The sequence below is a fragment of the Phytohabitans rumicis genome (genome assembly GCF_011764445.1).
Lineage (GTDB): Bacteria > Actinomycetota > Actinomycetes > Mycobacteriales > Micromonosporaceae > Phytohabitans > Phytohabitans rumicis.
This window is the reverse complement of record NZ_BLPG01000001.1, coordinates 4,751,962-4,772,012: the sequence shown is the minus strand read 5'-3', so window position 1 is coordinate 4,772,012 and position 20,051 is coordinate 4,751,962. Positions and strand designations below refer to the sequence as shown.

Here is a 20,051-nt window from a genome sequence, read left to right as displayed (position 1 = left end):
GACAGCAGCGTATTTTAGGTCCGCACCGGCCGGCGATCAAGGAAAAACCCGTCGATCAAGGGCAAACGGCCGTGATTTGGAGATCAAAGCACGACCATATGCCCTTGATCGACGCGGCGAGGGCCTTGATCGACGCGCAGAACGGGCCGCAAGGGCGCACGTCAGGAGAAGCCGCCGTTGATCAAGCCTAGGCGGATCAGGTCGGTTAGGGGTTCCAGCACGCTGCAGGAGCCGAAGCCGTTCCATAGTGGACGCTCCTGGTCGCGGCGGGTGCGGGCCGGATCGAGCAGGGGTACGGGGTCGGTGGCGGCGAGCAACTCGGCCACGTCCGCCACTTCGGCCCCGTCTGCGGCGATCGCGGTGCCGACCAGGATGTTGAGGAAGCCGTGGTGCACGAACCCGGTCTCCGGGTCGGTGTGCCGCAGGGCGTGGTGCAGCCCGGCGGTGAGCTTGAACGGCAGGCCGCGGTCCCGGCAGGCGCAGATCACGGCCGCCAGCTCGACCGGGGTGGGAAAGAGCTCGGCGGCCAGCCCGCCGGTGCGGAACTTGGCGGCGACCGCCAGGCCGCCGGCTCGGGCCTCGGCGAGGGTGTCCAGAGCCGCCAGCAGTCCCCAGGTGAGCGGTACTTCGGCGTACCCCTGCAAGAAGGGCCAACCGGCGAGGAGGGTGAGCAGCCGGCGGAGGCCGGGCTGCGGATCTTCGCCGCGCTTGGCCACGGCGACCTCGATCTGGCGGACGGCCAGGCGCGGGTCGGCGCCCTCGACGGCGGCCGGCAGGGCGTCGACGCCGCCGTCGCCGATCAGGCCGGCCACCAGCCGCTCGTCGGGCTTCAGCAGGCGGCCGAGGTCGGGCAGCGCCGACGCGGGCACGATGAGCGGCCCGATCAGGTCGGCGTACCAGGCGGCCCGGTGCTCCCGGTGGCCGGCCACGGCCTCGGGCAACGGCGCGCTCCCCGGCGGGAAGACCGCGGCGTCGTCGACGAGGCCGGCGAAGAGCGCCGGGATGAGACCGGTTGACACGAGAAGAGAACCTAATGGACGCTACAAGGAGCGGACAACAGCGTCCGATTAACGGACACTATCGGCCGGTGAACAGGACATAACGGAGGGTGCGGTCATGCCTTACTACCGCAGCGTCGGTGAGGTCCCACGAAAACGACACACGCAGTTCCGGCAGCCGGACGGCAGCCTCTTCGCCGAGGAGCTGATGGGCCAGGAGGGCTTCTCCTCCGACTCGTCGCTGCTCTACCACCGGCACCTGCCGACCGCGATCGTGGCCGCCGAGGAGTACGACCCGCCCGCCTGGACGCGGGCGCCGAACCGGCCGCTGAAGCCCCGCCACCTGCGCACCCACAAGCTCGACGCGAACGGCGCCGACCCGGTGCTGGGCCGCCAGCACCTGCTGGCCAACGACGACGTGCGCATCTCGTACGTGGTCACGGACCGGCCCTCGCCGCTCTACCGCAACGCGATCGGCGACGAGTGCCTGTACGTCGAGTCCGGCACCGCGCGGATCGAGTCGACGTTCGGGACGCTGGAGGTGGCCTCCGGCGACTACGTGATCATCCCGACATCGGTGATCCACCGCATCGTGCCGACCGGCGACCGGTTGCGCCTGCTCACCATCGAGGCTACCGGCCACATTGGACCACCGAAGCGCTACCTCTCGGTTCGGGGGCAGTTCCTGGAGCACTCGCCGTACTGCGAGCGGGACGTCCGCGGGCCGGACGGGCCGCTGGTGGTCGAGGACTCCGACGTCGAGGTGTACGTCCAGCACCGTCGCGGCTGGACCCGCTACGTATACGCCAACCACCCGTTCGACGTGGTCGGCTGGGACGGGCACCTCTACCCGTGGGCGTTCTCCATCCACGACTTCGAGCCGATCACCGGGCGGATCCACCAACCGCCGCCGGCCCACCAGACGTTCCAGGGGCCCAACTTCGTGATCTGCTCGTTCGTGCCGCGCAAGGTGGACTACCACCCGCTCGCGATCCCGGTGCCGTACAACCATCACAACGTCGACTCCGACGAGATGCTCTTCTACACCGGCGGCAACTACGAGGCGCGGCGCGGCTCCGGCATCGAGCAGGGCTCGATCTCCCTGCACCCGGCCGGGTTCACGCACGGCCCGCAGCCCGGGGCGGCCGAACGCGCGATCGGCGTCGACTACTTCGACGAGCTGGCGGTGATGGTGGACACCTTCCGGCCGCTGGACCTGTGCGAGCCGGCACTGTCCTGTGAGGACACCGGATACGCGTGGACCTGGGCGGGACGCAGCCTCGGCTGAGCCGCTTTTCGGCCGCGCCCGCGCCACCATCGTGGGCAGGGCCGCGCCAGCGGACGCAGCCTATTCCCTCCTCAGGACCACGGCCAGCTCGGCGAGCGTCGCGGCGACGATGGCCAGCACGAGCGGCCAGGGCGTGCCGGTGAACGCGTAGAGCAGGATGAGCGCCGGCGGGGCGAGCACCGCGGCCATCAGGCGCTTGTCCATGGTCCGCCGCAGCCGCACCGCGATGACGCCCAGGCCGGCCAGCCCGACCACCGCCAGTACGCCCGCGAGCAGGCGGGACCCCGCGCCGCCGGCCGCCGCCACGAAGGCCACCAGCACGGCCGCGACCAGGCCGTACCCGGCGCCGAAGAGGACCACTCGGCGTACGGCGTCGACCACCCGGCGGGTCTCCGGCTCCGGCGCGGGCGCGAACGTGGGGGCCGGCCGGAACACCGCCCCCTCGGACAGCCGCTCCAGGGCGCCGGCGTACCGCCGCCGGGCCATGCGCACCACGCCGGGCTCGTCCCGCGCCTGCTCCAGCGTCGGGTCCAGCCGCAGCGCCTCCCGGTACGCCCGCTCGGCCAGGTCGAAGAGCTCCAGCCCGCCGGCCACCAGGGCGAGTACGAGGTGCGAAAGCGGCTCGGTCGGCGCGAGCTGAGCCGCCCGCCAGGCCGCGTCGAGGGCCGCCTGCCCGTTCCGCGAGTCGGCGAGGATGGCGGCGGCGCTGCGCTGGGCGTACGGGTCGGCTGGGCCCAGCCGCAGGATCTCGTCCGCCACCTGGGCCGCCTCGGCGTGCCGGCGCAGGTCGGCGAGGGCCATCGCGCGGCTGACCAGAGCGGGCACCGAACCCGGCGCCGCGGTGACGGCCGCGTCGGCGGCGCTCAGGGCGTCGGTCGGCTGCCCGGCGGCGAGGCGCACGTTGGCGAGCATCGCGTACGCGGCCGGGTGCCCGGGGTCGAGCGCGAGCGCGTCGTCGAGCTCGCCCGCGGCTTCGTCGTAGCGGCCCAGGTCGGCGAGGAGTTCGGCCCGCTGGACGTAGCTGTCCGGGGTGGCGTCCCGGTCCGACGGCGCATCGCTGGGCACCCGCCGAGCGTACGTCAGCGGGGGTAGACCAGCGCCACCGCGAGGCCCGCCAGCCCCTCGCCCCGGCCGGTGAGACCCAGACCGTCCGTGGTGGTACCGGAGACCGTCACCGGGGCGCCTACGGCCTCGGAGAGGGCCTTTTCGGCCTCGTCCCGGCGCGGCCCGATCTTCGGCCGTACGCCCACCACCTGGATCGACACGTTGCCGACCTCGAAGCCGGCCGCGCGTACCCGGCGGGCGGTCTCGGCGAGCAGGGCGACCCCGGAGGCACCCGCCCACTCGGGACGGTCGGTGCCGTAGTTCGCGCCGAGGTCACCGAGGCCGGCGGCGGACAGCAGGGCGTCGCAGGCGGCGTGCGCGGCCACGTCGCCGTCCGAGTGGCCCGCCAGCCCGGTGACCCCGGGCCAGCGGAGCCCGGCGACCCAGCAGTCCCGCCCGGCCTCGAACGCGTGCACGTCGGTGCCGATACCCACCCTTGGGATCATGGCGAGAGCCCCGAGAGCAGGGCCTCGGCCACGACGAGGTCGAACGGCGTGGTGATCTTCAGGGCGTGGGTGTGGCCCGGCACGCAGGCCACCGGGACGCCCTGCTTTTCCACCAGGCCGGCGTCGTCGGTGAGGGCGTCGCTGGAGGCGGCGTGGGCGGCCTCCAGGACGGCCCGACGGAAGCCCTGGGGAGTCTGTACGGCGCGGAGCGCGGAGCGGTCGACCGTGCCCAGGACCACGCCGTCGGCGCCGATCTCCTTGACGGTGTCGACCACGGGAAGAACGGGGATCACCGCGTCGTTTCCGGCACGGACCGCCGCGGCGACCGATTCGACCAGTTCGGGCGGGGCGAGCGCACGGGCGGCGTCGTGCACCAGGATGATCTCTGCTCCGGCCGGCACCGCCGCGAGGGCCGCCGCCACCGACTCCTGCCGGTCGGCCCCACCGGGCACGACGGTCACGGGAGCCACGGGGCGAGCAGGGCGGTCACGGCCTCGACGTCGAGCGGCGGCGCGGCCACCACGATCGTCCGTACGCTGCGCGCGGCGGCGACCCGGCGTACGGCGTGCACGAGCAGCGGCTCCCCACCGAGCAGGCGGAGAGCCTTCGGGCCGCCGGCGCCCAGCCGTACGCCGGCACCCGCCGCAGGAACGAGGACCGCGACGTCACCGCGCGGGTTGAGCTGCGCGGTCACGTCGCGGTCCTCGTTGAGGAGTTGTAAACGGGTCAGGTGAAGCGTCAGGCCTCGGTGAGCACCTTGTCGAGGAGCATCTCCGCCTCGTCCTTGGTGCTCTTTTCCGCCAGGGCGACCTCGCCGACGAGAATGTCGCGGGCCTTGGCGAGCATTCGCTTCTCGCCAGCCGACAGGCCACGCTCCCGCTCCCGCCGCCACAGGTCACGAACAACCTCGGCCACCTTCAACGGGTTACCAGAGGCCAGCTTCTCCAGATTCGCCTTGTAACGCCGCGACCAGTTGGTCGGCTCCTCGGTGTGTGGAGCGCGGAGGACGTCGAAGACCTTGCCCAGGCCCTCTTCACCGACCACTTCACGCACGCCAACGATCTCGGCGTTCTCGGCGGGCACCCGCACCGTCAGGTCACCCTGAGCGACCCTGAGGACGAGATACTGCTTCTCCTCGCCCTTGACGACCCGAGTCTCGATTGCCTCGATGAGTGCGGCCCCGTGGTGGGGGTAAACAACGGTCTCGCCGACACTGAAAACCATAGGTTCGAAACCCCTTTCGCTGTGTCTAGGGTAACACGCTCAGGCACCGATGTCCCACCCCGACCATGACCGTTAGCGCAGCTCAGGGGCCCTGTGAGAGGTCTTTCTCCAGCTTGACATGCGGATTCCATACGTGATTCGACACGCAGAGTGACCCATAAATTACCCAGACGCCACCCCTGGACCCCGATACGGGACGCCCCGTAAGGACCGGACACCCCTAGCGGTCCCCGGGCCAGGTGCGAGATTCTGAAGGTAGACCCCGATCGACTTCCCGGTGAGCAGACAGGGGAAGGCATGGGAACCATGGGCAACGGCAACGGTGGTACGCCGCCGGACGGCGGCGGTCGCCCCGAGGGCGTGCCCGACCTGCCCCCGGAATGGGGCACGGTGGTCATCCCGGACGACGCGCGTGAGCTGGCCGAAGAGTCCGCCGCCATCCGCCGCGAGCTCCGCAAGGAGGTCAACCGCAGCGGCTGGCGCCGGCTGTTCGGGTGGCCATCGCGGGCCGGTGCAGCGGAGACGTCGCTGCGGGTGCCCCTCCTGATCATGGCGGTCGCCGTCCTGGCCACGCTGACGAGCCTGTTCGCCGTCGCGTGGCCCGGGCAGCGCCAGCCGCCGGCGGTCCAGCAGACGGCCGCCGGCCCGTCGCCCAGCCACACGCTCCCGGCGCTGGACCTCATCGACGTCGACGGCGCCACCGTCGCCCTGCGCGGGCTCCTCCCGGCCGCCGTGCTGCTCACCGACGGTTGCGACTGCGACGGGCTGGTCGCCGACACCGCCGCGGCCGCGCGCCCGGGCGTCACGGTGGTCACCGTGACCAAGGCGACCGCGCCCCCGCCACGGGCCAACACGCCGCGCGCCCCCGGATCGGGCGCCCCGGTCGTGCGTACGCTCACCGACCCCGCCGGTGGGCTCCGCACCCACCTCCAGCTCGGCACCCAGGGCCCCGGCAGCGTCGCCACGGTGGTCCTGGTGGCGCGCACCGGCGAGATCCTCGCCATGCGGACCGCGGTCACGTCGATCGAGCAGATCCGGGCCGACCTCGCCAGGCTGGTCTGACCAGCGGCTCAGGACAGGCCGAGCACCTGCACGCCCACCTCGGCTCCGTCGCCCTGCCCCGGCCGCCCCACGTCCACCGTCAGGCTCGGTCCGGCGGCCGTGACCTCGATGGCGCTGAAGCTGCCGCCGCAGTCCAACTCGTACAGCTCCTGGCCGTTGGCGGTGCCCTCGATCCGGATCCGCAGCGAGCCCGGGCCCAGGCAGACGTACTGCACCAGGTACCGGGCGTCCTTCGCGGTGTCGACCATCAGGACCCAGCTCTCGTCCGGGTCGAGCCGGTCGATTTGCCGGGTCAGCGTGTTGGGGAACTCCGGCAGCATGTCTGCCGGGTTGCCCAGCGGCTGCTCGACCGCCGGCTCGGGCTCGATTGGCGGCGCCGTGGACGCCCTGGGCGTGCCGGTGACCGTGGGTGCCGCGGCGACCCACCACGCGCCGCCGGCGGCCAGGGCGACGGTCGCGCCGACGGCCAGCACGACCAGGCTCAACCGCCCGCCCCGCCGTTGTCCACGCCCGCACTCTACGGGCTCAAACGCGTTCCAGGAGGGAGGCGTACAGGGTCAGGCCGGGACCGAACGCGAGGGTGATCACCCAGCGCGGTGGCTCGGGCCGCTGGCGCAGCGCCTCCAGGATCAGCAGCACGGTGGGCGAGGAGCAGTTGCCGTACGCGGCCAGCGTCTCCCGGGACGCGTCCAGCGCGCCGGGAGGCAGCGCCAGTTCGCGTTCGACCACGGTGAGGATGCGCGGCCCGCCCGGGTGCACCGCCCAGCCGTCCACATCGGACAGGACGAGGCCATGCCGGGCCAGCAGCTCGTCGATGAACCGCCGTACGTGCTGGGCCAGCACCTGTGGCACCCGTGGGGATAGCCCCATCCGGAACCCCAGATCGGTGACGTCCCAGGTCATGTGGTCGGCCGTCGATGTGTCGGTGACCGAGGCGACCTCACGGACGGCGTACCCCCGGGCGTTGCCGGGCAGGACCACGGCGGCGGCCGCGGCGTCCGAGAAGAGCGCGTGCGCCACGATCTGCTGGGTGTCCACGCGGGCCGACGCCGGCTGCAGGTGCAGGCTGGTCAGCTCGGCGCACAGCAGCAGCGCGGGACGGCCGCGCGCGGTCACGAAGTCCGCCGCGGCGCCCAGTCCGGGCATCGCCGCGTAGCAGCCCATGTGCCCCACGAAGAGCCGCTGGGTGTCCGCCGCCATCCCCATGTCGCGGGCGAGCAGGATGTCCAGCCCCGGCGTCACGTACCCGGTGCAGGAGCAGACCGCGAAGAGGCCGATGTCGGCGGCGGAGATGCCGGCGTCGGTGAGCGCCCGGTCCACCGCCTCCTTGCCGAGCGGCAGCGCCTCGACCAGGTACCGGTGCATGCGCCGCTCGGTCGGCCAGCCGGAGACGTCCTCGACCAGCGGGTTGGCGACCGCGTGCCGGGTGCGTACGCCGGCGTTGGCGAAGATCCGCTGAGCCAGCGCCCGGGTCGTCCCCGAGTAGTGCTCGGCGAAGAACCCGCGCCACAGGTCGTCCTGGTGGGCCTGGGCGGGCATCGCGATGCCAAGCCCGGCGACGACCGGCATCCCTACCATCGGGGCGTGGTCCCGTCTCGATCAGGGTCGCCGCCCAGCGCGGCCACGCCGAGCCAGTCCGCGCATACGTCCGAGGTGGCCGGGTGCAGCGAGCCGCATCGGGCGTCGCGGTAAAGGCGTTCGAGCGGGTGCCCGCGCCGGGTGGCCGAGGTGCCGGCCGCCTCCAGCATCGACGCCGCCACGTCCGCGGCGGTCGTCCCGGCCAGCAGCTTGGCCCGCCACACCCAGCGGTGGGTCTCGGCCGCCCCGGGGTCCTCGTCGACCCGCCGGGCCGCCTCCGCCACGACCAGGCGGGCCGCCGCCACGGCCGCGTCGGCACGACCGATCCGGGAACGCACCGACGGCAGCTCGGCGACCCCGCGCTTGGTCACGTGCTCGACCGCCGCGTCGACGGCCGCCTGCGCCACCCCGACGTACACGGCGGCGTAGCTGGCGATCAGCCAGTGCGGCATGAGCTGAGCGACCACCAGCGCCAGCCCTTCGACGCCGCCCAGCAGCGTGTCGTCCGGCACGGTCACGTCCAGGTGCAGGTCGTGCGAGGCGGTGGCGCGCATGCCGAGCGCGTCCCAGGTGGGCTCGACCTGCAGGCCGGTCAGGGTCGCCGGCACCAGGAACTGGGAGACCACCGACTGGTCGCCCACGCTGCGGGCCGCCACCAGGTACGCGTCGGCGTGCCCGGCCCCGGAGCAGAACGTCTTCGCCCCCTTGATGTGGTAGCCGCCGTCCACCTGCTCGTACGTGGTGGCGAGCTGGGACAGCCGGGAGCCGGCGCCGCGCTCGCTCATCGCCACGCCGTACCAGGAGCCGGCCGCCGCCTCGGCCAGCAGGCGGTCGCGGGCGGCAAGGGCCTCATCGGGTACGCCCAGCGACTCGGCGACGTCCTCGTCGATCGCGTTGAGCGCGCCGGTGACGGACGCGTGCATGTTGAAGACCAGCGCCGTCGCCCCGTTGCCCCGCGCCAGCTCGTACGCGATCGCGGCGTACTCGGCGAACCCGGCCTCCACGCCGCCCAGCCGCCGGGGCACCATCAGGCCGAAGAGCCCCGCACCGCGCAGATCCGCGAAGTCCTCCACCGGAAACGTGCTGTCCCGATCATGCTGCGCCGCACGCGCGGACAGCCGCGGCGCTAACCTCCGCGCGGCCCCTATCGCGTCAACCGCCATGCCTTGCCCCCTTCATCGCCCGCCCTGGCTTTCACTCCCGGCCTGCTTCACTCCGCGGCCCTGGTAGAGGACGGCCGTCGACCAGGTCGGCACGATCCGGCCCGCGCCGCGGCCGATACCGGCCAACCATGCGGCCAGTCCCGGCACGCCCGGTCGTACGCCCCGTACCAGCAGCGTCACGCCGTGCCGGGCGCACTCCTGCCTTAGTACCCGCGGATCCACAAAAAGTGCCGGGTCGTGCAGGCCACGCGGTACGCCGCGCACGCGCTCGGCGAGCGTCACCGCGATCAGCCGGCTCAGTGCGGTGGAGTTCAGGGTGTCGAGGACGAGCAGGCCGCCCGGCCGGAGCACCCGGCATACCTCCCCGACGGCGGCGGCCAGGTCGGGCACGTGCTCCAGGATCTCGCCGGCCACCACGACGTCGGCGCAGCCGTCGGCCAATGGGAGCGCGCCCGCGTCCGCGCCGACCGGGGCCACGCCGTGCGCGGCGGCTTGCTCCAGCGCGGACCGGGTGAGGTCGAGCCCGACGTGCCGGTAGCCCTTGCCGCGCAGGTGAGGCGCGAGCAGCCCGCCGCCACAGCCCACGTCGACGAGGACCGCGCCGGGTCGCGGCGCCGGTGGCACCAGGCGAGCCCGAGCCTCGGCCAGCCAGTGCAGCATCGCGAAGGCGCCGTCGGGCCGCCACCATTCCCCGGCAAGATCGTCGTACTGCCGGGGATCGTTGCGCGATGGTGTTGTGCGCGGCGCGATGCGCATGAGGTGAGCGTGGCACGACTCACCGGTAACGGCCAGACTTCCCGTTATGCGTACGCTGTCGGGACTCCTGCGTGCCAGCCATCCCGAGCCGGGGCTGGCGGTGACCGTCGCCGCGGCGCTCCTCGCCATCGGCGTCGGGCACGATCCGGCCGGCGTCGCCTTCGTCGCCGCCACCGTCCTGGCCAGCCAGCTCGCGGTGGGCTGGACCAACGACTGGCTCGACGCGGACCGCGACACGGCGGTGGGGCGCGCCGACAAGCCGCTGGCCACCGGCGCGGTGGACCGGCGCACGGTCGGCGTGGCGGGCCTGGTCGCGGCCGTGGCGACGCCCCTGCTGGCCATCGCCTCCGGCTGGCCCGCCGCCGCGTGCGCCACCGCCGCGCTGGTCAGCGCGCTGCTCTACAACTGGCCGCTCAAGTTCACGCCGATCTCGGTGCTGCCGTACGCGCTCTCGTTCGCCGGGCTGCCGGCCTTCGTCGTGCTGGCCCTGCCCGGGGCGCCCACCCCGCCCGCGTGGATCGTCGCGGCCGGCGGGCTGCTCGGCGCCGGCGCCCACTTCGCCAACGTACTGCCGGACCTGGACGACGACGTCCGTACCGGCGTGCGCGGGCTACCGCACCGCATCGGCCCGGCCTGGTCCCGGGCGGCCGCCGCCGCTCTGCTGCTGGCGGCCACGTTCACCCTGGTCTTCGGCCCACCCGGGCGCCCGACGTGGGCGGGCATCGCGGCGGTCGCGGCCGCCGCCGTGGTCCTACCCATCGGCTGGTACGCCGGCCGCGCGGCCACCGCCCGGGGAAACCGCCCGGTGGCGGTGTTCCGGGCCGTGCTCGTCGTCGCCGTCATCGACGTCATCCTCCTGATCTCCAGCGGGACGGTGGTATGACCTGTGCCCGAGGGTCGGCGCAAACCGGCGATCACGGGCAACTACGCTGGGGCGCGGTTACGGACGACATCAGGAGGGACCGTCGTGAGGCGCTCGTTGACGCTGCTGGCCGGCGTGGCTACCGCGACCGCTCTGCTGGCATCGGGGTGCGGTGCGGGGCAGATCGCCGAGACCGCGGAGATGAAGCCCGCGGTGCCCGGCACCAACGGTCAGCTTGACGTGGCGCAGAACCAGAGCCTGTCGGTCCGCAACGCGATGGTCGCGTACGACGGCAGCGAGGGTTACCAGGTCGGCGCGGACGCGCCCCTCGAGGTTTGGATCTTCAACGACACCTCGGAGACCGTCTCCGTGACGGTGTCCACTCCGAACGCCAAGGCGGTGACCCTCTCCGGCGGCGAGACGGCCTCCCCTCCCCGTCGCCGTCCCCCGCCGAGTCGGCATCCCCGTCGCCGGACGCCTCCGGTTCGCCCGCGCCGTCCCCGTCGCCGGAGGCCCCGCCGGCTCCGGAGCCGGCGTCGATCGAGATCGCGGCCGGTAGCTTCGCGGCGTTCAGCGAGAGCACCAAGCAACACCTGGTCCTGACCGGCCTCACCGAGGAGCTGAAGCCGGGTGAGACCGTCGAGCTGACCTTCGACTTCGGCAACGGGCGCACCCTGAAGCTCGACGTGCCGGTCGGTACCCCGCTGTCCCCGGCGCCACGCGCATCCGCCGAGACGGACGAAGGCGAGCACTAGGGCGCGTCGGGCGCGCCCTAAAGTCGTACCCCTTCGGTAGCTTGCCGGTGTGACGACGTCGAGATCGGTTCCGCGGGCGCCCGCGCGCCCGCGCCCCTCTGCCCGCGAGCCGCGCCCGGCCTACCAGTGCGACGCCTGCGGCCATCAGCCGCCCAAGTGGGTGGGGCGCTGCCCCGAGTGCGGCGAGTGGGGTTCGGTCATCGAGTCGACGGTGACCGGCCCGATGGCGGCCGGGCGGGTGGTGAGCTCGCGGATGCCGGCGGAGCCGGCCCGACCGATCGCCGAGATCAGCGCCGCGCCGGCCAAGGCCCGCCCGACCGGCGTGACCGAGCTCGACCGGGTGCTGGGCGGCGGGCTGGTGCCGGGCGCGGTGGTGCTGCTCGCCGGCGAGCCCGGGGTCGGCAAGTCCACGCTGCTGCTCGACGTCGCCCAGCAGTGGGCGGCCGGCGCGGGCAGCCCGTCGCTGGTCGTCAGCGGCGAAGAGTCGGTCAGCCAGGTGCGGCTCCGGGCCGAGCGCATGGGCACGCTGCACGAGCGGCTCTATCTGGCCGCCGAGAGCGACCTCGGCGCGGTCCTGGGCCACCTCGACGCGGTCAAGCCGGGCCTGCTGGTGCTCGACTCGGTGCAGACCATCTCGACGCCCGGCACCGAGGGCGTGCCGGGTGGCGTGACCCAGGTGCGCGCCGTCACAGCGGCCCTGGTGGCGGTGGCCAAGGAGCGCGGCATCGCCACGGTGCTGGTCGGCCACGTGACCAAGGACGGCCAGGTCGCCGGGCCCCGGGTGCTCGAGCACCTGGTCGACGTCGTGCTGCATTTCGAGGGCGACAAGCACTCGTCGCTCCGCCTGGTCCGCGGCGTCAAGAACAGGTTCGGCACGGCCGACGAGGTCGGCTGCTTCGAGATGCACGAGGGCGGCATCTCCAGCCTGCCCGACCCGTCCGGCCTGTTCCTGACCCGGTACGCCGAGCCGGTGCCCGGCACCTGCGTCACGGTGGCGATGGAGGGTCGACGGGCGCTGGTCACCGAGGTGCAGGCGCTGATCGGCGCCGCCGTGCCGGGGTCGCCCCGGCGCACCGTCTCCGGTCTGGACAGCGCGCGGTTGGCCATGGTGCTCGCCGTGCTGCAGCGCCGCACCGAGGGCCTCAAGCTGCACGACCGGGAGGTCTTCGCGGCCACCGTCGGTGGCATCCGGGTCGTCGAGCCGGCGGCCGACCTGGCCGTGGCGCTGGCCGTCGCCTCCGGCGGTCTCGACCTGGCCATCGCGCCCCATCTCGTCGCGATCGGTGAGGTGGGGCTCACCGGCGAGGTCCGCCGGGTAGGTGCGGTGCCGCGCCGGTTGGCCGAGGCGACCCGGCTTGGCTTCCGGATCGCGCTGGTACCAACGGGGTGCGGCCCCGAGGCCACCGGCGTAAAGGCAAAGAGCATCCGGGTGGTCGAGGTCGGCAACGTGCGCGCCGCGCTGCAGTGGGCGGCGCGCGCCTCCGCCGAGTAGTGACACAGCTTCGAGCCGGCGACAGTTCGAGTCGGTGACAGCGAGTGAGCCGCGGTGACGCTACGGATCTGCCGCCGAACCGCAACAGCAAAGGGCGGATGACGGTCCGTAGACTGTTGCCCGTGCCGATCGACCGCGATGCGAACAGAACCGCCGCCGCCAGCCTGGCCGGTCGCGCGGGCGTGGTCGGCTCGCCCGCGCGCACGGTCAGCGCCGGAGCGGCCGCCGTCCCCGGCCCGGCCACCGGTCCCGCCCTTGGAGGTGACCCCCTGCGCGCCAATCTGGCGCTGATGGCGCCCGGCACCGCCTTGCGCGACGGCCTGGAACGGATCCTGCGCGGGCGCACCGGCGCGCTGATCGTCCTCGGCTACGACAAGGTGGTCGAGTCGCTGTGCACGGGCGGTTTCCCCCTCGACGTCGAGTTCTCCGCGACCCGTCTGCGCGAACTGTGCAAGATGGACGGGGCGGTGGTGCTCTCCAGCGACGGGACCCGGATCGTGCGCGCCGCCGTACACCTCATGCCCGATCCGTCCATCCCATCGGAAGAGTCGGGCACCCGGCACCGTACGGCGGAGCGCGTCGCCAAGCAGACCGGCTTCCCGGTCATCTCGGTGAGCCAGTCGATGCGGATCATCGGCCTGTACGTCAACGGCCAGCGGCACGTGCTCGACGACTCGGCCGCGATCCTGTCCCGCGCCAACCAGGCACTGCAGACGCTGGAGCGCTACAAGCTGCGGCTCGACGAGGTCTCCGGCACCCTGTCCGCCCTGGAGATCGAAGATCTGGTGACCGTGCGCGACGCGGTCGCGGTGGTGCAGCGGCTGGAGATGGTCCGCCGGATCGCCGACGAGATCGCCGGGTACGTCGTGGAGCTGGGCACCGACGGCCGGCTGCTGGCGCTACAGCTCGACGAGCTGATGGCCGGCGTCGACGCCGACCGGACCCTGGTCATCCGCGACTACCTGCCCAGCGTGCGCAAGGCCCGCACCCTGGACGAGGCCCTGGTCGAGCTCGACCTGCTCTCGGCCACCGAGCTGATCGACCTGGTGGCGGTGGCCAAGGCCATCGGCTACCCGGGCGCCTCCGACTCGCTCGACGCGGCGGTGAGCCCGCGCGGCTTCCGCCTGCTCGCCAAGGTGCCGCGCCTGCCGGGCACCGTGGTCGACCGGCTGGTCGGCCACTTCGGCAGCCTCCAGCGGCTGCTCGGCGCCACGGTCGAGGATCTGCAGGCGGTCGACGGGGTGGGCGACGCACGGGCCCGCGGGGTCCGCGAGGGCCTGTCCCGGCTGGCCGAGGCGTCGATCCTGGAGCGGTACGTCTAGGTCTAGGTGAGCGTGAGCTTCACCGCTGAGCTTTGGTCGGTGCCCAGCCGGCCGTGGACCTCGTACTCGCCGGGCGCCGGCGGCCGACCCGACGCCGACCCGTTCGAGCAGTTGGTGCTCTGGTTGCCGTTCCAGGTCGCCCGGTATTCGCGCTCGAAGTTCGGCGTGAACGACTGCGGGTCGGAGCCCTTGGCCGTGCCGCACTTGTCGGAGGACCAGATGACCTGCGCGCCCTGCTTGATGTAGATCTCCTGGAAGTCCGGCCCGACGTCGCGCTGGCAGGTGCGGTCGGACTCGTTCTTGAACCGTATCTTGAGCACGATGGTCTGCCCGGCCGGGGCATTGGTGAGACCGGGCACCACCGTGACCTTGATCTCGGCGTTGGTGCAGGCCCCGTCGGCCTGCTGCGGGGGCGCGCTGGTGGCCGGGGCGGAGGTGGGCGGCGGCTCGGTGGGGGCCGGCGACTCGGCCGCCGTGGACTGGTCGACCTCCGGGGTCAGCACGGACGCGGTCACGTCGGGCGTCGGCGTCGCGTTGGTTTTGGCCGCGCCGGAACCGCCCTCGCCCCGACAGGTGGTGAAAAGGACCAGAATCACGACGAAAAGGGCACCAAGCACAACGGCCCGACGCCGCCAGTAGACGGCGGATGGAAGGGGGCCAACCGTCAGTCGCATGATGTCCTCACGGTAACGGGGTGGATCGCAAGGATCCCGCCGACGCGCCGCTGTGCACGCTCAGAGATAGACCTTGCGCGGGTATATCGCGTGCGCCCCGGCCACCCGGTCGAGGAAGAGCAGACCTGCACAGTGGTCGATCTCATGTTGCAGCGCACGCGCCTCGAACGCGTCGGTCGACAGCCGTACCAGCGCGCCGGTGCCCGGCAGGGTGCCCTCCACCACCAGCCGGCTCGCCCGCTTCACGTCACCGGTGAGGTCAGGCACCGACATGCAGCCCTCCCGGCCCGGACGCAGCCGGCTGGCCTCGATGATCTTCGCGTTGCACAGGGCGAACACGCCGTGCACGGTCACCGCCTTCGGGTGCCCCGTCACGTCGACCGCGAAAAGCTGCGCCGCCACGCCGACCTGGGGCGCCGCCAGACCGACGCAGCCCGGCGAGACGCGCATCGTGGCCACGAGGTCGGCCGCGAGCCGTACCACCTCGGGGTCGGTGGGGTCGACCTCGGCGCTGGGCCGGCTCAGCACCGGGTCCGGCGCCGCGACCACGGGGCGTACGCCACCCTCGCCGAGCGCCTCCGGCGTCCAGTCCTGGAGCGCGTCACTCACAGCACATCCGTCTCCGCCGGGCGGAGCGTCACCTCGACGTTCAGGCCGGCCGCCACTTCGGCGAGTCGGGCCGACACGCCGGCAGCCGCGCCGCGGGGCAGGTCGACCTCGGCGACGAGTACGTAGAGCGGGCCGCTGAGCCGGGTGGTGAGGTCGGTGATGTTGCCGCCGGCCTCGGCGAGCACCCGGGTGACCGCGGCCACGATGCCGAGCCGGTCGGCGCCGTGGACGCTCATCAGGTACGGCTCGCCGGCCGCGGTCGCCTCGGTCTCCGGCCGCACCTCCCGTACCGTCGCCAGCAGTTGGCCGCCGGCGGCGAGCGGGGCCAGCTCGGCCTCGACCTCGGCGGCGCCCGGGCCGGTGCAGACGAGCGTCCACGCGAAGTGGCCGCGCAGCCGGGTCATGGTGGAGTCGGTCAGGTTGGCGCCGAGCCGGGCGAGGGCCTCGGCGACGTCCGCGACGATGCCGGGCCGGTCATGGCCGATCACGGTGATAGCGAGCTCGCTCACGGGTGGAAGTCTGCCCGACCCGGTTCGCGTGGCAGGATCGACCCGCCATGCCTACGACCAATCTGGCCGACGCGGCCATCCGGTGGTACGACGAGAACGCCCGCGACCTGCCCTGGCGAGAGCCCGGCACGTCCGCGTGGGCGATCCTGGTCAGCGAGGTCATGCTGCAGCAGACGCCGGTGTCCCGGGTGCTGCCGGCGTACCACGCATGGCTGAGCCGCTGGCCGGTGCCGGCCGCGCTGGCCGCGGACACCCCGGCCGAGGCGATCCGGATGTGGGGCCGGCTCGGCTACCCGCGGCGCGCGCTGCGGCTGCGCGAGTGCGCGGTGGCGGTGGTGGAGCGGCACGGTGGGCAGGTGCCGGCCGATCTGGACGAGCTGCTGGCGCTGCCGGGCGTGGGTGCGTACACGGCTCGGGCGGTCGCGGCCTTCGCGTACGGGCAGCGGCAGCCGGTAGTCGACACCAACGTACGGCGGTTCGTCGCCCGGGCCAGCCGGGGCGCGGCCGATGCTGGCCCCAGCACCACGGCCGCTGACCTGGTGGACACCGAGGCGTTGCTCCCCGCCGAGCCGGCTCGGGCGGCTCGGGCGAGCGCGGCGTTCATGGAGCTGGGCGCGCTGGTGTGCACCGCCCGATCGCCCAGCTGCACGCAGTGCCCGGTGGTCGAGGTGTGCGCCTGGCGGGCGAACGGGCACCCGCCCGCCGAGGGACCGAGCCGCCGCCCGCAGCAGTACGCGGGCACCGACCGGCAGGTACGCGGGCTGCTGCTGGCCGTCCTCCGGGAGGCGCACGGCCCGGTGCCGGCGCAGCGGCTGGATCTGGTGTGGGCGGACGACGTGCAACGCGCCCGCGCCCTGCGGAGCCTGCTGGACGACGGCCTGGTGATGCCGTTTGGCGAGCGCTCGTACGCCCTACCCGCTCAATGATCAGGGCGTCCCTCACGCTGCTCTAACAGCATGAGGGACGCCCTGATCAAGGACTGGTCGTGCCCTTACTCGGCCGTCTCGGCGGCGGAGCCCAGGTCGGCTGGGACCGCGTCGGGGACAGCTACCGGCTTTTCGGCGCCCCGGAAGACGAGCTTCGACTTGTCGATGTCATCCGGGTTGCCTTCGCAGTCGACGACCACGATCTGGCCGGCCTTCAGCTCGTTGAACAGGATCCGCTCGGACAGGTTGTCTTCGATGTCCCGCTGGATGGTGCGGCGCAGCGGCCGGGCACCGAGAACGGGGTCGAAGCCCTTCTTCGCCAGGTACTTCTTGGCGTTGTCGGTCAGCTCCATGCTCATGTCCTTGTTGCGGAGCTGCGCCTCGATCCGGGCGATCATGATGTCGACGATCTGCAGGATCTCCGGCTCGAGCAGCTGGTGGAAGACGATGGTGTCGTCGATCCGGTTCAGGAACTCGGGACGGAAGTGCTGCTTGAGCTCGTCGTTGACCTTCTGCTTCATCCGCTCGTAGTTGGACTCGGAGTCCTCCGACGCCTGGAAGCCCAGCGACACGGCCTTGGCCACGTCGCGGGTGCCCAGGTTGGTGGTCAGGATGATCACCGTGTTCTTGAAGTCCACGATGCGGCCCTGACCGTCGGTGAGCCGACCGTCTTCCAGGATCTGCAGCAGGGTGTTGAACACGTCCGGGTGGGCCTTTTCGATCTCGTCGAACAGGACCACCGAGAACGGCCGCCGGCGCACCTTCTCGGTCAGCTGGCCACCCTCGTCGTAACCGACGTACCCGGGCGGGGCACCGACCAGCCGGGACACCGTGTACCGGTCGTGGAACTCGGACATGTCCAGCTGGATCAGCGCGTCCTCGCTACCGAACAGGAACTCCGCCAGCGCCTTGGACAGCTCGGTCTTACCCACCCCGGACGGACCGGCGAAGATGAACGAGCCGGACGGCCGCTTCGGGTCCTTCAGACCGGCCCGGGTACGCCGGATCGCCTTGGAGACCGCCTTGACCGCGTCTTCCTGGCCGACGACCCGCTTGTGCAGCTCGTCCTCCATCCGCAGCAGCCGGGACGTCTCCTCCTCGGTCAGCTTGTACACCGGGATCCCGGTCCAGTTCGCCAGGACCTCAGCGATCTGCTCGTCGTCCACTTCGGACACGACGTCCAGGTCGCCGGCCTTCCACTCCTTTTCCCGCTGCGCCTTCTGCCCCAACAGCTGCTTTTCCTTGTCCCGCAGCTGCGCGGCCCGCTCGAAGTCCTGCGCGTCGATCGCGGACTCCTTGTCGCGACGGACCTGGGCGATCCGCTCGTCGAAGTCGCGCAGGTCCGGCGGCGCGGTCATCCGGCGGATCCGCATCCGGGCACCGGCCTCGTCGATCAGGTCGATCGCCTTGTCCGGCAGGAACCGGTCCGAGATGTAGCGGTCGGCAAGGGTCGCCGCCGCCACCAGCGCCGCGTCGGTGATCGAGACCCGGTGGTGCGCCTCGTAGCGATCACGCAACCCCTTGAGGATCTCAATGGTGTGCGCCAGCGAGGGCTCACCCACCTGGATCGGCTGGAAGCGCCGCTCCAGCGCGGCGTCCTTCTCGAGGTGCTTGCGGTACTCGTCGAGCGTCGTCGCGCCGATGGTCTGCAGCTCGCCGCGGGCCAGCATCGGCTTGAGGATGCTCGCCGCGTCGATCGCGCCCTCGGCGGCGCCGGCGCCGACCAGGGTGTGAATCTCGTCGATGAACAGGATGATGTCGCCCCGGGTGCGGATCTCCTTAAGCACCTTCTTCAGGCGCTCCTCGAAGTCACCGCGGTAGCGGGAGCCGGCCACCAGCGCGCCCAGGTCGAGCGTGTAGAGCTGCTTGTCCTTGAGCGTCTCGGGCACCTCGCCCTTGATGATCCGCTGGGACAGCCCCTCGACCACGGCGGTCTTGCCGACGCCGGGCTCACCGATCAGGACCGGGTTGTTCTTGGTACGGCGGGAGAGCACCTGCATTACCCGCTCGATTTCCTTTTCCCGCCCGATGACCGGGTCGAGCTTGCCCTCGCGGGCAGCCTGGGTCAGGTTGCGACCGAACTGGTCCAGCACCAGCGACGTCGACGGCGCGGCCTCGCCCGCCGCCGCACCGGCCGCGGCCGGCTCCTTGCCCTGGTAGCCGGACAGGAGCTGGATCACCTGCTGGCGCACCCGGTTGAGGTCGGCACCCAGCTTGACCAGCACCTGGGCCGCCACGCCCTCACCCTCCCGGATAAGACCAAGGAGGATGTGCTCCGTACCGATGTAGTTGTGCCCGAGCTGCAACGCCTCGCGCAGCGACAACTCCAGCACCTTCTTGGCCCGCGGCGTGAACGGGATGTGCCCGCTCGGCGCCTGCTGACCCTGGCCGATAATCTCCTCGACCTGCTGACGGACGCCCTCCAAGGAGATACCCAAACTCTCCAGGGCCTTCGCCGCCACGCCCTCACCCTCATGGATAAGGCCCAGCAGGATGTGCTCCGTGCCGATGTAGTTGTGGTTGAGCATCCGGGCTTCTTCCTGAGCCAGGACGACAACCCGTCGCGCTCGGTCGGTGAACCGCTCGAACATGCCCTCGTGCTCCTCACGTGCCGTGCGCCATGATCTTGGCGGGGCCAGCGCCGGGGACGCCCCGTCGGGACGCCCGTGCCCTTACTCTATCGCCGCGGACCGACTCTGCTGATGCCCTGCGTGCCGGACTAGCCCACGTCCGCGACCTTTTCCCCAACTGTGCACGCTGTTGGGGTGTTCCCCGGGCCCGGCCTGTACGCGGAGAGCGAAATCCACAGCGTCCCCGACCCGCCGTCCACAGGCTGTGGAAAACGCGGGCGGGCCCGCGGCGCGCTGCGCCACGGGCCCGTGCCGGGTCCGATCACGGAGCCAGGGCTCAGCGCCCCGCCTTCGCGTGGTACTCGTCAACGATCTCCTGTGGGATCCGGCCCCGGTCGGAGATCTCCTTGCCTTCCTTCTTCGCCCAAGCGCGGATCGCCTTGTTCTGCTCGCGATCAGCTGCGGCGCCGCCACGCCCCCGGGCTGCGCGACCGCCGATGACGACGCCACCCCGTCCGATCTTTGAGCCGGCAGCCGCGTATGGGGCGATAGCCTCACGCAATTTGTCGGCGTTCTTCTTGGACAGGTCGATCTCGTACTGAACGCCGTCAAGCGAGAACTTGACGGTCTCGTCGGCGTCGCCGCCGTCCAGGTCGTCGACCAACTTGTGAATGATCTGCTTGGCCACGGGCCGTTATCCTTCCGAGCAGGTT

The 20,051-nt window shown here is 72.2% G+C and carries 20 protein-coding genes and 1 pseudogene; 7 read left to right on the top strand and 14 right to left on the bottom strand.

Going from position 1 to position 20,051, the window contains the following annotated elements; translation table 11 throughout:
• Positions 1-161: 161 nt before the first annotated feature.
• Positions 162-1,019 (bottom strand): hypothetical protein, encoded by an 858-nt coding sequence (locus Prum_RS21475; protein WP_173078156.1) that lies wholly within the window; start codon positions 1,017-1,019, stop codon positions 162-164.
• Between the two features lie 97 nt (positions 1,020-1,116).
• Between Prum_RS21475 and Prum_RS21470 the strand changes: the two genes are divergently transcribed.
• Entirely contained in the window at positions 1,117-2,286 is a 1,170-nt protein-coding gene (locus Prum_RS21470) for a homogentisate 1,2-dioxygenase (protein ID WP_173078155.1), read from the top strand.
• Between the two features lie 60 nt (positions 2,287-2,346).
• Here Prum_RS21470 and Prum_RS21465 read toward each other — a convergent pair whose 3' ends face one another.
• The 4 genes and pseudogenes from Prum_RS21465 to Prum_RS21450 all read right to left on the bottom strand — a co-directional run bounded on the left by Prum_RS21465 (position 2,347) and on the right by Prum_RS21450 (position 5,060).
• Entirely contained in the window at positions 2,347-3,351 is a 1,005-nt protein-coding gene (locus Prum_RS21465; RefSeq protein ID WP_173078154.1) for a tetratricopeptide repeat protein, read from the bottom strand.
• A gap of 14 nt (positions 3,352-3,365) precedes the next feature.
• On the bottom strand, positions 3,366-3,836 hold the full coding sequence (gene ispF / locus Prum_RS21460; RefSeq protein ID WP_173078153.1) for a 2-C-methyl-D-erythritol 2,4-cyclodiphosphate synthase: 471 nt from the start codon (positions 3,834-3,836) through the stop codon (positions 3,366-3,368).
• Positions 3,833-4,530 (bottom strand): annotated as a pseudogene (gene ispD, locus Prum_RS21455) (2-C-methyl-D-erythritol 4-phosphate cytidylyltransferase). The gene ispF and the pseudogene ispD overlap by 4 nt, the downstream one beginning before the upstream one ends.
• A 44-nt stretch (positions 4,531-4,574) precedes the next feature.
• Positions 4,575-5,060: a CarD family transcriptional regulator gene (locus Prum_RS21450; protein WP_173078152.1), complete on the bottom strand. Its 486-nt coding sequence runs from the start codon at positions 5,058-5,060 to the stop codon at positions 4,575-4,577.
• A 297-nt stretch (positions 5,061-5,357) separates the two neighbouring features.
• Between Prum_RS21450 and Prum_RS21445 the strand changes: the two genes are divergently transcribed.
• Entirely contained in the window at positions 5,358-6,122 is a 765-nt protein-coding gene (locus Prum_RS21445) for a hypothetical protein (protein WP_246278014.1), read from the top strand.
• Positions 6,123-6,130: 8 nt separating this feature from the next.
• On the opposite strand, the gene Prum_RS21440 is transcribed toward Prum_RS21445, so the two are convergent.
• The 4 genes from Prum_RS21440 to Prum_RS21425 are packed head-to-tail and all read right to left on the bottom strand — an operon-like array spanning position 6,131 to position 9,619.
• Positions 6,131-6,607: a DUF6023 family protein gene (locus Prum_RS21440; RefSeq protein ID WP_173078151.1), complete on the bottom strand. Its 477-nt coding sequence runs from the start codon at positions 6,605-6,607 to the stop codon at positions 6,131-6,133.
• A gap of 40 nt (positions 6,608-6,647) precedes the next feature.
• A complete protein-coding gene (locus Prum_RS21435; protein WP_173078150.1) occupies positions 6,648-7,700 on the bottom strand; it encodes a type III polyketide synthase in 1,053 nt (350 codons plus the stop codon).
• Entirely contained in the window at positions 7,694-8,863 is a 1,170-nt protein-coding gene (locus Prum_RS21430) for an acyl-CoA dehydrogenase family protein (protein ID WP_173078149.1), read from the bottom strand. Before Prum_RS21430 ends, Prum_RS21435 begins: the two co-directional genes overlap by 7 nt.
• 12 nt (positions 8,864-8,875) lie before the next feature.
• Positions 8,876-9,619: a methyltransferase domain-containing protein gene (locus Prum_RS21425; protein WP_173078148.1), complete on the bottom strand. Its 744-nt coding sequence runs from the start codon at positions 9,617-9,619 to the stop codon at positions 8,876-8,878.
• A gap of 46 nt (positions 9,620-9,665) precedes the next feature.
• Here Prum_RS21425 and Prum_RS21420 point away from each other — a divergent pair, with 46 nt between their 5' ends.
• The 4 genes from Prum_RS21420 (at position 9,666) to disA (ending at position 14,050) form a co-directional block, all read left to right on the top strand.
• Entirely contained in the window at positions 9,666-10,502 is an 837-nt protein-coding gene (locus tag Prum_RS21420; RefSeq protein WP_173078147.1) for a UbiA family prenyltransferase, read from the top strand.
• A 314-nt stretch (positions 10,503-10,816) separates the two neighbouring features.
• Positions 10,817-11,236, top strand: coding sequence for a copper chaperone PCu(A)C domain-containing protein (locus tag Prum_RS21415; RefSeq protein WP_173078146.1), 420 nt, complete (start codon positions 10,817-10,819; stop codon positions 11,234-11,236).
• 49 nt (positions 11,237-11,285) lie between these two features.
• A complete protein-coding gene (gene radA, locus Prum_RS21410; protein WP_173078145.1) occupies positions 11,286-12,728 on the top strand; it encodes a DNA repair protein RadA in 1,443 nt (480 codons plus the stop codon).
• A gap of 122 nt (positions 12,729-12,850) precedes the next feature.
• Positions 12,851-14,050 carry a DNA integrity scanning diadenylate cyclase DisA gene (disA, locus tag Prum_RS21405; RefSeq protein WP_173078144.1) on the top strand — a complete coding sequence of 400 codons (1,200 nt, stop codon included), beginning with the start codon at positions 12,851-12,853 and terminating at the stop codon, positions 14,048-14,050.
• Between the two features lie 2 nt (positions 14,051-14,052).
• Here disA and Prum_RS21400 read toward each other — a convergent pair whose 3' ends face one another.
• The 3 genes from Prum_RS21400 to Prum_RS21390 form a co-directional block, all read right to left on the bottom strand.
• A complete protein-coding gene (locus Prum_RS21400) occupies positions 14,053-14,646 on the bottom strand; it encodes a RodZ family helix-turn-helix domain-containing protein (protein WP_425571473.1) in 594 nt (197 codons plus the stop codon).
• 138 nt (positions 14,647-14,784) lie between these two features.
• The gene (locus Prum_RS21395) at positions 14,785-15,333 is read right to left on the bottom strand and encodes a peptide deformylase (protein WP_173078142.1); all 549 of its coding nucleotides are present in this window, start codon (positions 15,331-15,333) and stop codon (positions 14,785-14,787) included.
• A complete protein-coding gene (locus Prum_RS21390; protein ID WP_173078141.1) occupies positions 15,330-15,842 on the bottom strand; it encodes a glycine cleavage system transcriptional repressor in 513 nt (170 codons plus the stop codon). The genes Prum_RS21395 and Prum_RS21390 overlap by 4 nt, the downstream gene beginning before the upstream one ends.
• 47 nt (positions 15,843-15,889) lie before the next feature.
• On the opposite strand from Prum_RS21390, the gene Prum_RS21385 reads away from it, so the two are divergent.
• Positions 15,890-16,768 (top strand): iron-sulfur binding domain-containing protein, encoded by an 879-nt coding sequence (locus tag Prum_RS21385; RefSeq protein WP_173078140.1) that lies wholly within the window; start codon positions 15,890-15,892, stop codon positions 16,766-16,768.
• Between the two features lie 65 nt (positions 16,769-16,833).
• Here Prum_RS21385 and Prum_RS21380 read toward each other — a convergent pair whose 3' ends face one another.
• Positions 16,834-19,359 carry an ATP-dependent Clp protease ATP-binding subunit gene (locus Prum_RS21380; protein ID WP_173078139.1) on the bottom strand — a complete coding sequence of 842 codons (2,526 nt, stop codon included), beginning with the start codon at positions 19,357-19,359 and terminating at the stop codon, positions 16,834-16,836.
• A 316-nt stretch (positions 19,360-19,675) separates the two neighbouring features.
• Complete coding sequence (locus Prum_RS21375; RefSeq protein ID WP_173078138.1) at positions 19,676-20,026, bottom strand: histone-like nucleoid-structuring protein Lsr2; 351 nt, start codon at positions 20,024-20,026, stop codon at positions 19,676-19,678.
• Positions 20,027-20,051: the final 25 nt, after the last annotated feature.